Consider the following 18810-nt stretch of genomic DNA (forward strand, 5'->3'; position numbering starts at 1 on the left):
CGCCTTGGTTGGCGTGGTTGCGCTGTGCAGTGCCGGGCTCAGTGGTTGTGGCGTGGGGTGTTTTCAGAGATGCGCTGGAACTGCAGCGCGAAGTCCAGCGTCGCGCCATCCACCAGTTGGCCCGTCTTTTCGCGGTAGAGCGCTTCCCACGGAGACTGGCTCTTGGGGATAGGGGGCGCGGGCAGCTCGCGGCGGCGGCGTGCGACCTCTTCGGGCGCCACCAGCGCATCGCAGCGGCCCGTGTTCAGGTCGATGCGGATGGTGTCGCCGCTTTGCAGCCAGCTCAGGCCTCCGCCCACAGCACTCTCTGGCGACACGTTCAGGATGGACGGGCTGTCTGCCGTGCCCGATTGCCTACCATCGCCCAGGGTGGGCAGGGTGTTGATGCCGCGCTGGATCAGTGCATCGGGCGGTTGCATGTTGACCACCTCGGCCGATCCTGGCCAGCCAATGGGCCCCGCGCCGCGCATCACCAGGATGCAGCCTTCGTCGATGTTCAGTGCCGGGTCGTTGATGCGGGCGTGGTAGTCGTCTGCGCCTTCAAACACCACGGCGCGGGCTTCAAAAGTGCCCTCCTGGCCTGGGCGGCTCAGGTAGCGGGCGCGGAAGGCCTCGGAGATCACGGAGGTCTTCAAAATGCCAAAGTCAAACAGGTTGCCGCTGAGCACCAGGAAGCCGGCCTTTTGCAGCAACGGCCGATCAAATGGGCGAATCACCTCGCGGTCGCGGGTTTCGCGGCCTTGCAGGTTGTCGCCCACTGTGCGGCCCGTCACGCTGGCGCAGTCGTTGTGCAGGCGCCCGGCTTGCTGCAACTCCCACATCAATGCAGGCACACCACCGGCGCGGAAAAAGCGCTCGCCCAGAAACTGGCCTGCGGGCTGCATGTTCAGCAGCAGGGGCAGGTCGTAGGCGTGCTCGGTCCAGTCCTTGGCCTCCAGCACCACGCCCGCGTGGCGCGCCATGGCCATGATGTGCACCTGTGCGTTGCTCGATCCCCCGGCCACGCTCACCACCGACAGCGCATTGAGAAAGCTCTCGCGCGTCAGGATGCGCGAAGGGCGCAGGTCTTCATAGGCCATCTCGACAATGCGGCGCCCGGTCTCATACGCCATCTGGCCCCGCTCTCGGTAAGGCGCCGGAATGGCCGCGCAGCCAGGCAGCGACAGGCCCAGGGCTTCGGCCACGGCGTTCATGGTCGATGCCGTGCCCATGGTGTTGCAGTGCCCGGCAGAGGGGGCACTGCTGCAGGCGCGCTGCAAAAATTCCTCTTCGTCAATCTCCCCTGCGGCCAGCTGACGGCGGCTGCGCCAGATGACGGTGCCTGAGCCCACCAACTCGCCGTTGTGCCAGCCGTCCAGCATGGGGCCGCCGGAGAGCACGATGGCCGGAATGTCCACCGTGCTGGCCGCCATCACGCCCGCAGGGGTGGTCTTGTCGCAGCCTGTGGTTAGCACCACGGCATCAATGGGGTAGCCGTACAGCGTCTCCACCAGGCCCAGGTAGGCCAGGTTGCGGTCCAGCGCCGCCGTGGGACGACGGCAGTTCTCAAAGATGGGATGCACAGGGAATTCCATGGGAATGCCCCCTGCGTCGCGGATGCCCTCGCGCACGCGGCGCGCCAAGTCGACGTGGATGCGGTTGCAAGGCGACAAGTCACTGCCCGTTTGTGCAATGCCAATGATGGGCCGGCCTGAGCGCAGTTCTTCGGGCGTGAGCCCGTAGTTCATGAACCGCTCCAGGTACAGCGCGGTCATGTCCGAGCGCTCAGGGTCGGCAAACCAGTCGCGGGAGCGAAAGGGGCGGCGGGGTGTCTTTGGCATGTCGGTCCCTGTGGCGAAAACGGGTGCGGATGAACGAAAGCGATGGATGGCACCAGACGGGTGCATGGTGCATGGTGCATGGTGCAAGGTGCAAGGGCACGCACTTGGCGTGCCCCTGGCGCGCCTGTGGCTTACTTGGCAGCAGTGGCTGCCGTGCCGCGCACCTTGGCCAGTTCGCTCATCAGCTCGTTGGTGGTTTCCTCACCAAACTCCCGGCCGTACTTGGCCAGCACCGGTTGCAGCTTGGCGCGCAGCTTGGCCTGTTCGGCCGCTGGCAGCTCGGTGATTTGCATGCCCACCTTCTTGAGGTCGCCCAGGGCGGTTTCACTCAAGGCGCGGATGGACTTGCGCTCAAACAACGTGGCTTCGCGGGCCGCTTCCTGCACGATTTTTTGCTCTTGGGCCGAGAGGCCGTCCCAGGTCTTCTTGGACATGAGCAGCACCCAGGCGCTGTACATGTGGCGCGAGAGCACCAGGTGCTTTTGCACTTCGTAGAACTTGCTGGTCAGGATGGTGGCGGGCGGGTTCTCTTGCCCGTCCACCGCAGCTTGTTCCATGGCGGTGTATAGCTCGGTGAAGGGCATGGGCGTGGCGTTGGTGCCCAGGGCGTTGAAGGTGTCCAGGAACAGGGGGCTTTGGATCACGCGCAGCTTCAGGCCTGCCAGGTCGTCCGCCTTGTTGATGGGGCGGCGCGAGTTGGTCACATGGCGAAAGCCGTTTTCCCAGTAGCCCAGGCCGACCAGGCCCTTTTCGGGCAGCTTGGCCAGCAGCTTCTGGCCAAAGGGGCCGTCCAGCACGGCGTCGGCTTCTTGCTCGTTGTTGAAGGTCAGGGGCAGGTTCAGCACGCCAAAGGGCTTGATCAGCGACATCAGCGTGGAGGAGTCCGGCACCGTCATCTCCAGCGTGCCGCCGCGCAAGGCCGATGTCATGCTCACGTCGTTGCCCAGCGAGCCGCTGGCAAACAGCTTGGCATTCATCTTGCCGCCGCTCTTGGCGGCCAGTTTTTCGGCAAAGTGCTTGACGGCCAGTGCCTGGGGGTGGTCTTCGCTCAGGCCGATGCCTACCTTGAACACATGCTCTTTGATTTGCGCGGACACCGGGGCGGCCAAAGCGGCCAGCACGGTGGCGGCCAGGGCGAGGGATTTGAACTTCATGTTTGTCTCCGTTGGTATGGCTGTGTCGCGGCAGGTGTGCCGCCCACGCCCTGCGGTTCCTTTGTAGGCCCGTCAGTGACGCAGGCCGAAGGGTAGGTCTGGCCCCCGCATGGGTCTACTGAATTTTTTGCTACGATCCATTCCAAATGGTTATGGGTACAGACGTTTTTCCGGGTAAACCCTTGTCTTTGGCACAGGCTTGTGCGCGGCTGCGGTTTCGGCATTTGCAGTTTCTGGACATCCTCGGGCGCACCCGCAACCTGCGTTTGACGGCCGAGCAGATGCACGTCACCCAGCCTGCGGCCACCAAGATCCTGATGGACATCGAGGAGATCCTGGAGGCGCGTTTGTTTGACCGCTTGTCGCGCGGCATGCGGCCCAACGAGCTGGGGCTTTTTACCCTGCGCTATGCCAGCGCTGTGCTCGACGGCCAGCGCCAGTTTGTGGACGAATTCAATGCCCTCAAGCAAGGCGGGCACGGCCACTTGTCGATTGGCGCCATCACCGGCTCCGCAGCCCATTTGCTGGTGGCGTCGGTGGCTGAAATCCAGCGCCTGCGGCCTTTGCTGGTGCTCAAAATTCTGGAGCAGAGCAGCGACCAACTGGTGGTGTGGCTGGCCGAACGAAAGATCGACCTGATGATCGGCCGTTTCACGGACGAGGCGCAGCGCAGCCAGTTCCATTACGAGCGCCTGTCTGCCGAGCCACTGCAGGTGGTGGCCGGGCTGCACCACCCTTTGCGCGGCACGGTGGACCTGGCCTTGACCGAGCTGGCCCATTGGCCCTGGATTCTGTACCCCGCCTCTACCGCCGTGCGCAAGGTGTCGGACGATATCTTTGGCAGCGCTGGCCTGGCACCCACCTCGGGCGTGGTCGAGACGCCTTCTTTTTTGTTTGCGCTGGAGCTGATGCACACCACCGACATGCTGTCGCTGCAGCCCGCCGCGCTGGTCGAAAAATACGTGAACAAAGGCCTGCTGGCCCGCATCCCTGTGGAGCTGCCGGACCGTATGCCCGACTATGGCCTGATCACCCGGCTGGGCGAGCCGCCGACACCGGCCGCGCAGGCCTTCATGGACGTTCTGCGCGAGGCGGCCAGCCGTCCAATGGACGGTTTTTGAGCGCCCCGATCAATAACGAACAGTTATTGAAAAACAGGTCGATGGCTGCAGGCAAGGGCTGTGCTTGACGGTGCAATGGCCCTGTTCGGTGGCTCTGAATCGCAGCTTTCAGTGCAAGGTGCCCTGAGCCGTTATGCTCTGCGCCCCTCCTTCGCCTCCTTGGCCTTTTTCGCCCCGCCCATGCAAGACACCCACGACACGACCGACGCTGTTCAGGAACCACGCCTTTGGAGCGACGGCCGCTGGACGGCGCGTGTCGTCAAAAACGAAGACGACGACGGCTGGGCCGTGGCGATGACGCTGCAAGGCGAGGCCGAGCCCGCCCTGGTGGGGCCTTGGACCATGGGGCGCGACAAGAAGAACCCTAAGCCCCTGGATGTGTCGGCCTTCAACACCCTGGTCAAAACCGCCAGCGAGGTGATTCGCCGCCACGAGCAGCAGTTGCATGCCCAGCTCAACAAGAGCGTGCACGTCACCGTGCAAGGCCAGCGCCTGCGCGTGGCCCTGGCCATCGTGCCGGACGAAGAGGGCGCCACGGCCACCCTGAGCGCGGAGGATGAACTGGGCGAAGAGCTGGGGCGCGTGCGTGTGCCGCCCACCTTCAAGCTCACGGTTGCCAGTGCCGCTGCTTGGGCGGAGGGCGGCTTTGAGCGGCCCCGGTGAGGCATGCACAGCAGCGCTTGACCACGCAGCCCTGAAAAATCGCACTGCCAGAGTGGGCAACGTGGGCAAAGCGGTCGACGGCAACGGCATGGCTGGGTGGGCCTAGAATCGCCTGCGCCGGGCTTGGAGCCTTTTCACGCCCGGCAGCGTTCTCAGGGCGGGGTGAAATTCCCCACCGGCGGTATCTGTGGCCTGACAAGGTTGCAGGAGCCCGCGAGCGCCTGCAGGGCCGTTCCTCCTTCTGGAAGAACCACCCCGCAGGGTCAGCAGATCTGGTGCGATGCCAGAGCCGACGGTCACAGTCCGGATGAAAGAGATCGCGAAGCCATGGGCCTTAGAGCCTGTTCAAAGTCTTTTTGGAGATTGCATTGGAGTGCAATCGGGATGAGTGGATGCCTTGGATGCGCCGCATGGGCTCGTGCCCATGCAAGCAGCCGGGGCGTCCAAGCGCCCGATTTCACTCCAACCCGTAGGGCAAGTGTCTTGCCGGGTGGTCTGCGTTGTTGCAACGCTTGCCAATAGCACGGGCTATTGGCTGCGCGCTGCGCCTAGCAGCCCATCCCGGCAAGGCACTTGTGCAACTCCAAAAAGACTTTGAACAGGTTCTTACGTTCAGTGGGGTGCCCGTGTGTGGTGCTGCGCGCGTGGCAGTGGTCGGCTTGCTGTGCTCTTTTTGGAGCGGGGCAGGTGGGCTGTGCCATGCAGGCGGGGCTGTGCGCGGGTGCCTTTTGCTGCACGGGGGTCTTTGTTCGCGCGCGCCCTGATTCTGGTAACCCTTTCTTCGCAACGAGATAAGTCCATGAATCAGTCCTTCCATTCCCATGCCGCAGCCGCCAACGCCGAGTTGGGCCGCACCAGCGCAGTGCCCCGCAACGAGCGCGTGGCCATCCTCTGCGCCAACTGGCATCGGGACATCGTTCACCAGGCCCGCGATGCTGCGGTGGCCGAGTTCGCTCGCAGTGGCTTGTCGCCCAGCCAGGTGGTGCACTACGAGGTGCCTGGCGCCTTCGAGATACCGCTGCTGGCCAAAAAGCTGGCGCGCAGCGGGCGCTACGATGCCATCGTGGCTTGCGCTTTGGTGGTGAACGGTGGCATCTACCGCCACGAGTTTGTGACCTCTGCCGTGATCGACGGGATGATGCGTGTGCAACTGGACACCGAAGTGCCCGTGTTGTCTGCCGTGCTCACCCCCCGCGACTTTCACGAGCACGAGGACCACCTGCGCTTTTACCGCGAGCACTTCGTGAAGAAGGGCGTTGAAGTGGCCCAGGCCTGCCTGGCCACGCTGGACAACCTGGGCGCCCTGGTGGAGCCAGGCCGCGAGTGATTGGTTTGCTATTAAAAATATAGCTTATAACGCTTGTATATCAAGCGCTAGGCTGTGTTTTTATATAGACAGGGCGGCCCCGCTTCAAGCTCGCTGCAGGGCATGGCTGGCTATTGCAAACCGCCTTGATGTCTGTCAAATCGCTGCGAGCCCTGCGCGCAAGAATGGGGTTTTTGACGATTTTGTGACGTGCACCCAGGTGCGCTGCGACGCTTGCTGAATGGCCCTTGAAGTTCATGCAGTCTGCAGCGTAGCCCCCAGGGGCACCCAACCGGAGACCTTGCCATGACATCACGCCGTGCTCCCACCACCCCATCCGCTTCGGCCAGCCCTTCGATTTCTTCCAGCCCTTTGGGCAATGTGGAGGCCGCGGCGCCCTCCACACGCCGGCGCGCAAGCGCTGCGACGGGGGCTGTGGTGAAGGCCCCACCCCGCGCCGTGCGCACGGTGGCACGGGGGGATGTGCCACCCAGCCTGCAGCCCGCCACGCTGGCCCGGCATGTGGCGCAGCAAGCGGTGCAGGCTGCGCAGGGGCAGCAGACGGCAGCGGTGTTGTCCTTGCTCAGCAGCGATGACGCCACCCAATCCACCCAGCAGCGCATTGCCAGCCTGCGGGCGCTGCTGGAGGGTGCATCGCAAGACGACCTGGAGGCGTTGCACGAGGCCCTGCGCCAGCATGTGGGCCGTGAGGCCAGTGGCGACGGAGATGCCGATGGCGTCAACCCCGACGAGGAGCTGGCCCGCGACTGGCGCCGGGGGGCCTACCCTTACCGCAACCTGTTGCGCCGCTCGACCTACGAGCGCGAGAAGTTTCGGCTGCAGGTGGAGCTGCTCAAGCTGCAGGCCTGGGTGAAGGAGACCGGACAGCGCGTGGTGATCTTGTTCGAGGGGCGCGATGCGGCGGGCAAGGGCGGCACCATCAAGCGCTTCATGGAGCACCTCAACCCCCGTGGTGCGCGCGTGGTGGCGCTGCAAAAGCCCACCGAGACCGAGCGCGGCCAGTGGTACTTTCAGCGCTATGTGCAGCACCTGCCGACGCAGGGCGAGATCGTGATGTTTGACCGCAGCTGGTACAACCGCGCAGGCGTGGAGCGTGTGATGGGCTTTTGCTCGGATGCCGAGTACAGCGAGTTCATGCGCCAGGCGCCAGAGTTTGAGCGCCACCTGGTGCGCAGCGGCGTGCATGTGATCAAGTTCTGGTTCTCGGTCAGCCAAAAGGAGCAACGCCGCCGCTTCAAGGAGCGCGAGGCGCACCCGCTCAAGCAGTGGAAGCTCAGCCCCATCGACACCGCATCGCTGGACAAATGGGACGACTACACCCGCGCCAAAGAGGCCATGTTTTGCGACACCGACACGGCCGATGCGCCCTGGACGGTGATCAAGAGCGACTGCAAAAAGCGCGCACGCCTGAACGCGATGCGCTACGTGCTGCACAAGTTGCCCTATGCCGCCAAAGACCTGGCACGCCTGGGCACGCTCGACCCCTTGATCGTGGGCCGCGCCCACGTGGTGTACGAGCGCGGGGAGCAGCCGGGCGCGATTTTGTGAGTGGCCTTTGTGACCTGTGCTAGCAGCGCGTGGTCAGCCTGCCGCCAATTGCAGGCTGCCTGCGGGGCCTGCCAGAGCGCGCGTGTCGGCATCGTGCGCTGACAGGCGGAACACCGCCACGGCCTCCACCAGTTGCTGCGCTTGCACCCTGAGGCTGTCGGCTGCGGCAGCGCTTTCCTCGACCAAGGCGGCGTTCTGCTGGGTGACCTGGTCCATCTGGGTGATGGCCTCGCCCACCTGGCTCACACCCTGGCTCTGCTCGCTGCTGGCGGCGCTGATCTCGGCCACGATGTCCGTCACGCGGCGGATGGAGGCCACCACTTCGGTCATGGTGGTGCCCGCCTGATCAACCAGCGCCGAGCCTTGCTCCACCCGCTCCACGCTGGTGTGGATCAACCCCTTGATCTCTTTGGCGGCTTGGGCGCTGCGCTGGGCCAGGCTGCGCACCTCGCTGGCCACCACCGCAAAGCCCCGGCCTTGCTCGCCCGCGCGTGCGGCTTCCACGGCCGCGTTCAGGGCCAGGATGTTGGTCTGGAAGGCGATGCCGTCGATCACGCCAATGATGTCGGCAATCTTCTTGCTGCTGTCGTTGATGCCGCGCATGGTGCTGACCACCTCGGCCACCACGTTGCCGCCTTGCACTGCCACCGAGGATGCATTCACTGCCAGCTGGCTGGCCTGGCGCGCGTTGTCGGCGTTGGCCTGCACGGTGGAGTTGAGCTCCTCCATCGAGGCTGAGGTTTGCTCCAGCGCGCTGGCTTGCTGCTCGGTGCGCATGGAGAGGTCGTTGTTGCCCGTGGCAATCTCGGCGCTGGCACCGGCCACGCTGTGGGCGTTGGTGCGCACGCGCTGCACCACCTGGGCCAGGCTGCCTTGCATATCGTGCAGGGCGTTGAGCAATTGTGCGATCTCATCCTTGCCGCGCGACGGGTTGGCGGCCGTCAGGTCGCCCTTGGCCACGGCCTGTGACACCTGCACCGCCTGCCCAATGGGGCGCACCACCGAGCGGCTGAACGCCAGTGCCCCCACCACGCTGGCCGCGCACACCACCAGCATCACCAGCAGGCTGATGGTGTTGGCCTGAGTGGCCCGTTGGCCCGCCGCTTTGGCCACCTCCGCGCTGGCCTGGGCAATCAGGTCGCCCGCCTGGTCCAGCAGTTGCGAGGGCTCCCGGTCCATGCCCTGCACGGCTTTATCCCCTGCCTGGGCATCGTTGTCTGCGGCCTGAAAGGCCTCGTAGCCCTTGCGGTAGGCCGCGCCCATGCGTTCGTGCGCCTGACTGAAGGCCCGCACTTTGTCCAGCGCCGGGCCGCTGGGCAGGTCGCTTTGCAGCTGGCTGGCGGCCTGGGCCACGGCTTTTTCCTGCTTTTGAAAGGCTGCCCAGTAGCGGTCGCGTTGGGCGGCGTCCTTTCCGCGCAGCAGCACGTTCTTCCACTCTTGCACCTGCACTTTGAAGTCTTGCAGCATGGTGGCAGCCCGCCGCTCGTGCTCGTAGTTGTGGGCCACCGTGGTTTCGTACACGTTCAGAGCCTGGTTGAGCTGCTGGATGCCGAACAGCGCAGCCATCATGAGCAGCAGCAGCGCAGTCACGAATGCGAGTGGGAGCTTGACACTGAGTTTCATGGAACATCCTTTCGTGGACACGGAGTCCGGCTTGGCAATCGGAAAGCGGCAGTGCGACAGGGGTTCGGTGTGTGCTGTCTATTATCACCATTGTCACAAATATCACAATTATTAAAATTTATCTGGCGTTTGGGAAGAGCTAACTGAGCGGGTGGGTGGCGGTGGCTGCAATCGCAGGGCGCTGCTGTGCGAAGTGACTTGCCCAAGAAAAAGCCCCGCACAGGGCGGGGCTCAGAGGGGCAAATGCCCAAGGCCTGAAGGTGCCCAGGTGGGCGCAGGTGTTCAGTCCATGGTCAGCTTTTGCTTGGCCACCACGTCTTTGTAGACGGCCAGTTCTTCACGCATTTGTTTGGCAAAGGTTTCCGGGGTGTCAGCCATGATGATCGAGCCCGTCTCCTCAATGCGTTTGCGGATAGCGGGGTCTTGCACCACCTTGCGCATGGCCGCGTTCACCTTGTCCACGATGTCCTTGGGCAGGCCTTTGGGGCCCACGATGCCGTAATAGGCCATGCGGTTGACTTGCTCCAGGCCCACCTCTTTGAAGGTGGGCACATCGGGCAAGGCGGCCACGCGCTGCGGCGCCGCCACCACCAGGGCGACCAGGCGCTTTTCCTTGATGAAGGGCAGGGCGGAGGGCAGGTTGTCAAAAATCAGCGGCACCTGGCCGGCCACCGCGTCGGTCAGCGCAGGGCCGGACCCTCGGTAGGGCACGTGCACCATGAAAGTCTGGGTGTCCAGCTTGAACATCTCCATCATCAGGTGGGTGATGCTGCCGTTGCCAGGCGAGGCATAGGCGTATTTGCCAGGCTCTTTCTTGATGGTGGCCAGCATGCCCTTGTAGTCGTGAAACGGCAGCTTGGGGTTGGCGGCAATCACGTTGGGGGTGGCCGCAATGTTCACGATGGGCGTGAAGTCGGTGGCCACGTTGTACGGAATCTTGGGGTTGATGGCCGGGTTGGTGGCGGTGGTGGACACCGTGGCCACGCCCAGGTTGTAGCCGTCGGGGGTGGCGCGGGCTGTTTCTGCGGCGCCGATGCTGCCGCCACCGCCGCCCTTGTTTTCCACCACCACAGGCTGGCCCAGTTCGCGGCCCAGGGGCTCGGCAATGGTGCGGGCCACCAGGTCGGTCGTACCCCCGGCGGCAAATGGCACCAGCAGGCGAATTGGCTTGGTGGGCCAAGCGGTTTGGGCGTGTGCGGCTGTGCCGATAACAGCGGCGGTGCTGGCGAGTGCGAGGACGCCCAGGGACAGGGCGGTGCGACGGATCATGGTGTTGTCTCCTTGTTATACGTGGCGGGCAGCACAGGCTGGCGCAGGGAATCGCAGCAAAGGGCGCCTGTGCGCCCTGGGGGTTGTCAGAGTGGCCACACCACTTGGCGGGCGCTGTGGCAGCGCCGCTGGGTGGCGCAAGCCGCCCTGAGCGTTTGGCGTTGCTTCAAGCCGTCCAGCGGTGAAGCGGAACCGGTCAAATGGCTTTGGTGGCCCGCAGCGCTGCAATGCGCGCGTCATCCAACCCCAGTTCACGCAGCACCTCGTCGGTGTGCTGGCCCAGGGCCGGAGGCGCGTTGCGCAACACCGGCGGTGTGGCCGACAGGCGCAGCGGGCTGGCCACGCCGGTGATCTGTTGCACGCCATCGCCTGCCTCGCCATCCTTCCACCGTGGCAACGATACGGCCAGGCCGCGCGCCTGCACTTGCGCGTCGTCAAACGCTTGGGCAATGGTGTTGATGGGGCCGCAGGGCACGGCCTTGTCTTCCAGCAGGGCGATCCAGTCGGCGGTGGTACGGGTGCGCGTCACGGCCTCCATGGCGGGGATCAGGTCGGTGCGGTTTTGCACGCGCAGCGTGTTGGTGGCATAGCGCGGGTCGCTGGCCCACTGGGGCTGGCCTGCGGCGGCGCAAAAGCGCTGGAACTGGCCGTCGTTGCCAATGGCCAGCAGCATGTTGCCGTCGGCGGTCGCAAAGTCCTGGTAGGGCGCGAGACTGGGGTGGCTGTTGCCCATGCGCCCAGGCGCCTTGCCCGTAGCCAGGAAGCCCGAGGCCTGGTTGGCCAGCACGGCCATGCCCACGTCGAGCAGCGCCATGTCGATGTGCTGGCCCTGGCCCGTGCCGCTGGTGGCGTTGTCGCGCACATGCAGCGCGGCCAGAATGGCGTTGCTGGCGTACAGACCGGTGAACAGGTCGATCACGGCCACGCCCACGCGCATGGGGCCGCCGCCGGGTTCGGTGTCGGCCTGGCCCGTGATGCTCATCAGGCCCGTCATGGCCTGCACCATCAGGTCATAGCCTGCGCGCTCGGCGTACGGCCCGTCTTGCCCGAAGCCGGTGACCGAGCAGTAGATGAGGCGCGGGTTGAGCGCGCGCAGGCTCTCGTGGTCCAGGCCGTATTGCTTGAGGCCACCGACCTTGAAGTTCTCCACCACGATGTCCGCCTCTTGCGCCATCTGCCGGATGAGCGCCTGGCCCTCGGGTGAGGCCATGTCGATGGTGACGGAGCGCTTGTTGCGGTTGCAGGCGGTGTAGTAGCTGGCCTGGTTGGTGTCGTTGCCCTCGGCATCCTTCAAAAAGGGCGGGCCCCACTGGCGTGTGTCGTCGCCCACACCGGGGCGCTCCACCTTGACCACGTCCGCGCCCAGGTCGGCCAGGATCTGCGTGCACCACGGCCCGGCCAGCACGCGGGAGAGGTCGAGCACCTTGATGCCTGCGAGGGCGCCTGCGTTGGGGATGGGTGTGGTCATGGGGTTAGTGAACTATAAAATTGATAGCTGCTAGCGCTTGTATATAAAGCGTTAGAGTCCAAAAACGTGTGAGATTGGCATGAGGGGTGAGGTGGGCGTGTCTCCATGCCAGGGACGCCGAGCAAGGGCCGCCCCGCAGCGAGGGTGTCGTCCCCCTTCCCGGCTAAGCTGAGAGAAGGGGGGAAGGCGCGTAGCGCCTCAGGGTGATGTCACGAAAACGCTGCAATCCCCGTCTGCGCACGCCCCAGGATCAGCGCATGCACATCGTGCGTGCCTTCATACGTGTTCACCACTTCCAGGTTCACCAGGTGGCGGGCCACGCCAAACTCGTCGCTGATGCCGTTGCCGCCCATCATGTCGCGCGCCAGGCGGGCAATGTCCAGGGCCTTGCCGCAGCTGTTGCGCTTGATGATGGATGTGCCTTCCACGCTGGCCGTGCCCGCGTCCTTCATGCGGCCGAACTGCAGGCAGGCCTGCAGGCCGATGGCGATCTCGGTCTGCATGTCGGCCAGCTTCTTCTGGATCAGCTGGTTGGCAGCCAGGGGGCGGCCGAACTGCTTGCGGTCCAGCGTGTACTGGCGGGCGGTGTGCCAGCAGAACTCGGCCGCACCCAGGGCGCCCCAGGCGATGCCGTAGCGCGCGCTGTTCAGGCAGGTAAAGGGGCCCTTCAGGCCCTGCACTTCAGGAAACGCGTTTTCTTCGGGCACGAACACATCGTCCATCACGATCTCGCCGGTGATGGAGGCGCGCAGGCCCACCTTGCCGTGGATGGCGGGGGCCGTCAGGCCCTTCCAGCCCTTTTCCAGCACAAAGCCGCGGATGGGGCCCACGGCACCGCCTTCGGACACTTCCTTGGCCCAGACGACGAACACGTCGGCCACGGGGCTGTTGGTGATCCACATCTTGCTGCCCTTGAGCTTGTAGCCGCCATCGACCTTGTAGGCGCGCGTGGCCATGCTGCCGGGGTCGGAGCCGTGGTCGGGCTCGGTCAGGCCGAAGCAGCCAATCCACTCGCCGGTGGCGAGCTTGGGCAGGTACTTCTGCTTTTGCGCTTCGGTGCCGAATTCATGGATGGGCACCATCACCAGCGACGACTGCACGCTTGCCATCGAGCGGTAGCCCGAGTCCACGCGCTCGACTTCGCGGGCGATCAGGCCATAGGCCACGTACGACAGGCCGGGGCCGCCGTACTGCTCGGGGATGGTGGGCCCCAAGAGGCCCACTTCGCCCATCTCGCGAAAGATGCTCACGTCCATCTTCTCGTGGCGGAAGGCGTCGAGCACGCGAGGTGCCAGCTTGTCCTGGCAATAGGCGGCGGCGGCGTCGCGGATGGCGCGCTCGTCGTCGGTCAGTTGCTGGCTCAGGAGGAACGGGTCATCCCATTGAAAAGCGGCGTTGGCCATGTGTGTCTCCAAGTCGAAAGAAGCGTGAAAAGAAACGGGTCTGGGGTGCATCGTAGGTTGTGGCGTGGCGCCCCGCAAGCGAGTTCTTTTCATCCAGACATGCGTTTATGGAATGTATGGAATACTTGCCGGCCACCGCTCCATGGTGGAAAGGTCAACTACAAGTTCCTCTTCATCATGCGCCGCAACATTCCATCGACCCAGGCACTGGCCTGTTTTGAAGTCGCCGCCCGCCACGAGAGCTACACCCGCGCCGCGCAGGAACTCTCGCTCACCCAAAGCGCCGTTTCGCGCCAGATCCAGGCGCTGGAGGAGTTTTTGGGCGTGCAGCTCTTTCGCCGCACACGCCACGGCGTGGTGCTCACGCCCGCCGGCGCACACTATGGCCGCCAGGTGGCGCGCTGGCTGCAGGGGCTGGAGCGCGACACGCTCGATGTGATGGCCCACCAGGGCGAGGGCGGCACGCTGTCGCTGGCGGCAGTGCCCACGTTCGCCACCCGCTGGCTGATACCGCGCCTGCCGCAGTTGGCGCAGGTGCGCCCCGACATCGTGGTGCACATCGATACGCAGACGCGGCCTTTTCTGTTTGCCGACACTACCTTCGATGCCGCCTTGTATGCAGGAACGTCCGAGCAGGTTGCCAATTGGCCCGGCGTGCAGGCCCAGTTGCTGATGCACGAAGAGGTCTTGCCCGTGTGCAGCCCGCGCCTGCTGGAGTCCACAGCGCCCAGAGGCCGGGGCCGAGCCCACCAGCCCGTAGCCGCCGAAGCCCTCGCTGACTTGCCCTTGCTGCAGCAAAGCACACGCCCATACGCCTGGCGGCAGTGGTTTGATGCGATGGGAGTGGACGCCCCCCGCGCATTGGACGGCCCGCGCTACGAATTGTTCTCCATGCTGGCGGTGGCAGCCACCCATGGCATGGGCGTGGCGCTCATGCCGCCCATGTTGATCGAGGCCGAATTGGCCAGTGGCGATCTGGTGGTGGCTTGCCAAAAACCGTTGCGCGGCGAGCGCGGCTATTACCTGGTCAGTCCGAATGCGCCGGAGCAGTCGCCGGTGCTTCAGGCGTTTTCGCGGTGGCTATTCCATGTGGCGAAAGCCGCGTAGAGCGACGTTCGTATTCCGTAGATTCGCAGCTGGTTATGTGTTTCAGCTGACCGCCAGGTGGCTTGAGAGCAAGGAATGAATCAGAGCACCACGCAGGCAGCATCAGCAGCCCTGCGACGCCCTTTTCAAATCTGCAATGGAGATGTTTGCAAGTGCTGCCCGTGACGGCGTAGCAGGGTCGATGAACTGATTGCAGTCTCCATTGCGCCACGGGTGACTTATGGCTGACTCCATCCGCTCAAACGCTGTATTTGGAAACTGGTCGGTCCGGCAGTCAGGGCGTCATAACTGATCATTAACCAACGCCCTTGCGCGTCGGGAAGTAAGCGAATGGGTGATTGGTTGGAGAGGGGGCCTGTAAAGACCCCTCCAGTACCGAAATCAGTATCAGCAGACCCATTGGCTTTCATGCGCACCCACACCGCACCTGCCTGGGGGTTGCTGAAATTTTCCCCATACACGACGCGACTGCCTAAGACCATCAGACTGTCGTCCGGCAGCGGTACAGCAGACTGGAGGTTTGTTCTCGCCGGTAGCCCGATTTTGCCAATGCCGCTAGTCCCGAAGGACGATTGCAATGTGCCTTCAGTGCCGTAACGGGCGACGCCCAGTTGGCAACTGTCATTGTTGGCATCGCAAACGGTACCAATGGACATGAAGCCGCCTTCAGATGTCGGTTGGAGCGACCGAAACCCCAAGTTGCCACCCAATTTAGTCCAAGTGTTTGAAGTCTGCTCACCGGTGTCTTGGGAATGCGTCGCAATGCAGACCCCTGGGTGTTCTGCAGGATCCGTGTAAGTGGTCCCGCCTCGCGTTCCCGCCGACACAATCCTGCCTGAGTTTTGAATGAGCAACGAAGTGCCGGAGGCCAAACATTCAGACGCTGAATTGGCTGTGGTAGTTTTTTGAGCTAACACGCCATCTGCAGAGAACATATCTAAAACGCGGCCATATTCACTCAGCCCTATCAGTTCATACCCGGTTGAACGCAGCAGGAAAATGCGTTGATCACTATGGACGGCAAGTGAAAGGGACTCGGGGTTGCGGCTTGCAGCAGTGGATGCCACGCCGCTCTCGCCAAACGTTTTATCGATCGCACCCTCCTGCGTAAGTGCTATCAATTGGCTGGAATACTTGGCGTTCGAACCAGCAGATGTGAGGCAGGGTGCGGTGAGTGAATGCTCTTGAACGGAACACGGCTGGGCCGCATTGACTGCGACTAGGATGCGCCCGTTTTTTTGCAATTTAATATCGCTTGGCGTGTCGCTACCTAGTATGGAAATCTTTACTTCCCCGTTGGTCCCGAACGTGGTGTCTAGTGCACCGTTCGCAGTCAACCGGATGGCGAATACTTCACGGGCGGTGCGCCCTGTCCAGCTACCGGCCGGTAGCGGTGCTGTTTGTCGTGATCCCGCCAAAATTAACTTGCCATCGGATTGCAGTACCAAAGCGGACGGAACTGGCCAATTGACTTGAGCAGTCCCTCCAGCGCCGTAAGTTGTATCCAATTTGAGCGGGTTACTTGTCGGCACCGTTGGGGTCGAGTTACCTGATCCACCGCCTCCGCATGCGGTCAGAAAAACGAGCAGGCCAGCGGTGGAAAAAACGGTTCGTATGGCTATAGACGGCAGGGTGTACGCAATACGCATGGGAGGTTTTCAATGCTGTTAGAAACGAAAACATTGTGAACTAATATTGAACTTTCGTTCTGTTTCGAGAAGTTATCGCTGCTGCCCGCACCGTTTGTTAATCGCGCACAAACTCCGGCCGGTCATTCTGCTGCGGCTTCAACGGCGCAGCCACCTTGCCTTCAGAACCCTTCTTGCGCCATTACCCCTTTCGGGTGTTCCACTCATTGAGTGGAGTTGGCGCGAAATGCGAAGTGGCTCACCAATAAAGGGGTGTTGGGTGGCACGGTTTTAAGCGTCGCCCAAGTGTTATTAGACTGTGGCGATCTGGTATTGGACTGGCTCCCGCAAGTGAGGGGCACGGGGAATCACTTGCGGGAGATTCTGAATGGCTAGGAGCTATGCCTTCAGGGCTTGCTGTGTCCTACCACACGTTGAACGAGAAAGGTGGCGTTGCTGTCATTAGCTTGTCCTTCCAAGCTCAAGATCAGCCACCGACCTTGCGAGTCAGGCACAAAATGCGTGGGTCGTAGGGTGGAAAGTGGTGTGGTAAGCACCCCCTGCGTGCCAAAGTCTTTGACAGGCTCGCCCTGCGGACTAATGCGCGCCCATACTGCGCCAAATTTTGGGCTGGTGCCAGTCGCGTCGTATTCGGCTCTGTTTGCAAGAACGATCACGCTGTCATCTGACAAAACCAGCGTGGACGCAATGGTCGTGCCTTGCGGGATCGACAAGTATGCAAAACCTTCTTTTCCATACGAAGTCTGTTGTTCCGCATTGGCTTGGTAGCGAGCCATCCCAAGTTGGCAGTCGCCACTACCGCAATTGATTCCCACTGCGACAAATCCATCATCTGACGTGGATTTCAAAGAGGAGAGTCTGTAGGAGCCGTTGAACTTGGGCCAGGCTACTTTCGTCTGCCATGCTGTTTTCGGATCGTGTTCGGTAATACACAGGCCAGTTGATCGGCTATTGCCCCCTGTCACAATTCGCCCGCTATTTTGAATTAACAGTGCAGTTCCGTTTCTATCGTCGCAGGACTTTTGAGAGGAGGGCTGTGTGGCTAAGTTTTCCACAATGCCATCGGCTGTCACTCGATCCAGACGGTTGGCAAAATACTGGGCGAGTAACGTAGTAGTTACATTTGACTCCAGAAGTAGCAGGCTGTCATCGCTGGCCACTGCCAACGAGAGTTGGCTGCTGCTCTGATCAGTCGCTTTCTCAGCAACCCCATTCTGGCCAAAGGTGCGGTCCAGTTGGCCTGTCGCTGTCAGTGCCACCAGATTACTGCTTCGCAATGCAACAGTCCCAGCTGCATTTACGCAAGGCACGTTAGGACTATAGGCTTTAAAGACACATGGCTCTCCTGCGAGCACAGCAACGACGATACGGCCGTTTTTTTGCAACTTGATATCTGCAGGAGCGTCGCTGCCTTTGACGGTGAAGCTAACTTCGCCATTGTTTCCAAAGCTCGTATCGGTTGCCCCGTTGGCTGTCAATCTGCGCACGACGACTTCGCGTGCTGGTTGACCACCGGAGTTGACCGCTGGGAGCGGGGCTGTCCGTCGCGAACCCGTTATCAAGAGTTTCCCATCTGGCTGCATCGCCACAGCGACGGGGACAAGCCCATTGAATTTCGCGGAGCCGTCGGTTCCGTAGCTTGCGTCGACCTTCACTGGATCTACCTGTATCAAAGACGGAGTGGGGTCACCTCCGCCAGACCCTCCACCGCAGCCAACCAGCGCTGTAAGCAGCGTCGCTGAACCTGCAACGGCCCAAAATTTTTGGTGAGAAAGACAGAATTGTGTCGCTGGGTTTCGCATTGGAAATTTATGCAATGGTTCAGAGACCTTGATTGTGAATCATTGTTAAATTTTGTTTGTAGCTACACGTGAAAACTGTGGCTGTAGCCCAACCCCGCAGTAGTGTCAGCCGCGCACAAACTCCGGCCGATCGTTCTGCTGCGGCTTCAACGGCGCCGCCGCATTGCCTTCCGCCCGTTCCTTGCGCCACTGCTTCTTGCGCTCCGTCCACTCATTCAATCGGGCATGAGCCACGGTGCTGTCCTTGGCCATCTGTTCTTCGTTGGCTACCTGCGCCGCCAGTTCCAGGCGGATGCCGTTGGGGTCGAAAAAGTAAATGCTTTTGAATATGTGATGGTCGGTCACGCCCAGCACTTCCACGCCGTGGGCTTGCAGGCGGGCCTTGGTGTTCTCCAGCTCTTGCACGGTGTTGACGCGAAAGGCGATGTGGTTCACCCACAGCGGCGTGTTCGGCGAGGGCTCGGGCTTCACGTCGTCACCCAGGTCAAAAAACGCGATGAACGAGCCGTCCTGCAGGCGAAAAAAGAAGTGCGTGTAGGGGCAGTACTCGCCCGTGCTGGGCACGTAGTCGCTTTGGATGATGTGGTACAGCGGCAGGCCCAGGATGTCTTCGTAGAAGTGACGGGTTTCCTCGGCATCACGGGCCTTGTAGGCGTAGTGGTGCAGCTGCTGGACGGCGGCCGGTGGGGGCAAGGCGGTGGTTGGCGCTGGGGTGCTGGGGGCGGTCATCTGGCGTCTCCTGAATGTGGATCAAATTCTACTATTCATAATTGATTTACTTAAAAATAATTTCAGAGAGGCGGTAGGCGTAAAAAAGCCACCGCTGCGGCATGCGCAGCGGTGGCTTCGGATGAAT

The 18810-nt window shown here is 62.5% G+C and carries 14 protein-coding genes, 1 pseudogene and 1 riboswitch; of the genes and pseudogenes, 5 read left to right on the forward strand and 10 right to left on the reverse strand.

What is annotated here, in order from left to right; genetic code table 11:
* Nucleotides 1-38 precede the first annotated feature (38 nt).
* Together CLU88_RS00820 and CLU88_RS00825 are read right to left on the reverse strand one after the other, a co-directional pair.
* Nucleotides 39-1820 carry an IlvD/Edd family dehydratase gene (locus CLU88_RS00820; RefSeq protein WP_099654968.1) on the reverse strand — a complete coding sequence of 594 codons (1782 nt, stop codon included), beginning with the start codon at nt 1818-1820 and terminating at the stop codon, nt 39-41.
* A 131-nt stretch (nt 1821-1951) separates the two neighbouring features.
* On the reverse strand, nt 1952-2974 hold the full coding sequence (locus tag CLU88_RS00825; protein WP_099654969.1) for a TRAP transporter substrate-binding protein: 1023 nt from the start codon (nt 2972-2974) through the stop codon (nt 1952-1954).
* A gap of 152 nt (nt 2975-3126) precedes the next feature.
* Between CLU88_RS00825 and CLU88_RS00830 the strand changes: the two genes are divergently transcribed.
* From CLU88_RS00830 to ppk2, 4 genes are all read left to right on the forward strand, one after another.
* On the forward strand, nt 3127-4095 hold the full coding sequence (locus tag CLU88_RS00830) for a LysR family transcriptional regulator (protein WP_099654970.1): 969 nt from the start codon (nt 3127-3129) through the stop codon (nt 4093-4095).
* 180 nt (nt 4096-4275) lie between these two features.
* The gene (locus CLU88_RS00835; RefSeq protein ID WP_099658542.1) at nt 4276-4758 is read left to right on the forward strand and encodes a hypothetical protein; all 483 of its coding nucleotides are present in this window, start codon (nt 4276-4278) and stop codon (nt 4756-4758) included.
* Nucleotides 4759-4902: 144 nt separating this feature from the next.
* Nucleotides 4903-5081: riboswitch (FMN riboswitch) on the forward strand.
* Between the two features lie 476 nt (nt 5082-5557).
* Nucleotides 5558-6085, forward strand: a complete 528-nt coding sequence (locus CLU88_RS00845; protein WP_099654971.1) for a 6,7-dimethyl-8-ribityllumazine synthase — start codon at nt 5558-5560, stop codon at nt 6083-6085.
* A gap of 285 nt (nt 6086-6370) precedes the next feature.
* Complete coding sequence (ppk2, locus tag CLU88_RS00850) at nt 6371-7633, forward strand: polyphosphate kinase 2 (protein WP_099654972.1); 1263 nt, start codon at nt 6371-6373, stop codon at nt 7631-7633.
* A 33-nt stretch (nt 7634-7666) separates the two neighbouring features.
* On the opposite strand, the gene CLU88_RS00855 is transcribed toward ppk2, so the two are convergent.
* The 4 genes from CLU88_RS00855 to CLU88_RS00870 form a co-directional block, all read right to left on the reverse strand.
* Complete coding sequence (locus CLU88_RS00855) at nt 7667-9256, reverse strand: methyl-accepting chemotaxis protein (protein ID WP_099654973.1); 1590 nt, start codon at nt 9254-9256, stop codon at nt 7667-7669.
* 282 nt (nt 9257-9538) lie between these two features.
* Nucleotides 9539-10525 (reverse strand): tripartite tricarboxylate transporter substrate binding protein BugE, encoded by a 987-nt coding sequence (locus tag CLU88_RS00860; RefSeq protein ID WP_099654974.1) that lies wholly within the window; start codon nt 10523-10525, stop codon nt 9539-9541.
* A gap of 196 nt (nt 10526-10721) precedes the next feature.
* Entirely contained in the window at nt 10722-11993 is a 1272-nt protein-coding gene (locus CLU88_RS00865; protein ID WP_099654975.1) for a CaiB/BaiF CoA-transferase family protein, read from the reverse strand.
* Between the two features lie 209 nt (nt 11994-12202).
* A complete protein-coding gene (locus CLU88_RS00870) occupies nt 12203-13396 on the reverse strand; it encodes an acyl-CoA dehydrogenase (RefSeq protein WP_099654976.1) in 1194 nt (397 codons plus the stop codon).
* A gap of 177 nt (nt 13397-13573) precedes the next feature.
* Here CLU88_RS00870 and CLU88_RS00875 point away from each other — a divergent pair, with 177 nt between their 5' ends.
* Nucleotides 13574-14503: a LysR family transcriptional regulator gene (locus tag CLU88_RS00875; RefSeq protein ID WP_099654977.1), complete on the forward strand. Its 930-nt coding sequence runs from the start codon at nt 13574-13576 to the stop codon at nt 14501-14503.
* A gap of 218 nt (nt 14504-14721) precedes the next feature.
* Here CLU88_RS00875 and CLU88_RS00880 read toward each other — a convergent pair whose 3' ends face one another.
* The 4 genes and pseudogenes from CLU88_RS00880 to CLU88_RS00895 all read right to left on the reverse strand — a co-directional run bounded on the left by CLU88_RS00880 (nt 14722) and on the right by CLU88_RS00895 (nt 18683).
* Nucleotides 14722-16152, reverse strand: a complete 1431-nt coding sequence (locus CLU88_RS00880; protein ID WP_099654978.1) for a delta-60 repeat domain-containing protein — start codon at nt 16150-16152, stop codon at nt 14722-14724.
* Nucleotides 16153-16249: 97 nt separating this feature from the next.
* Nucleotides 16250-16366: pseudogene (locus tag CLU88_RS23165) on the reverse strand (VOC family protein); the annotation flags it as partial.
* Nucleotides 16367-16538: 172 nt separating this feature from the next.
* Nucleotides 16539-17807 (reverse strand): hypothetical protein, encoded by a 1269-nt coding sequence (locus CLU88_RS00890; RefSeq protein ID WP_158235564.1) that lies wholly within the window; start codon nt 17805-17807, stop codon nt 16539-16541.
* A gap of 252 nt (nt 17808-18059) precedes the next feature.
* The gene (locus CLU88_RS00895; protein ID WP_099654980.1) at nt 18060-18683 is read right to left on the reverse strand and encodes a VOC family protein; all 624 of its coding nucleotides are present in this window, start codon (nt 18681-18683) and stop codon (nt 18060-18062) included.
* Nucleotides 18684-18810: the final 127 nt, after the last annotated feature.

The sequence above is a fragment of the Acidovorax sp. 56 genome (assembly GCF_002749705.1).
Taxonomy (GTDB): domain Bacteria; phylum Pseudomonadota; class Gammaproteobacteria; order Burkholderiales; family Burkholderiaceae_C; genus Acidovorax.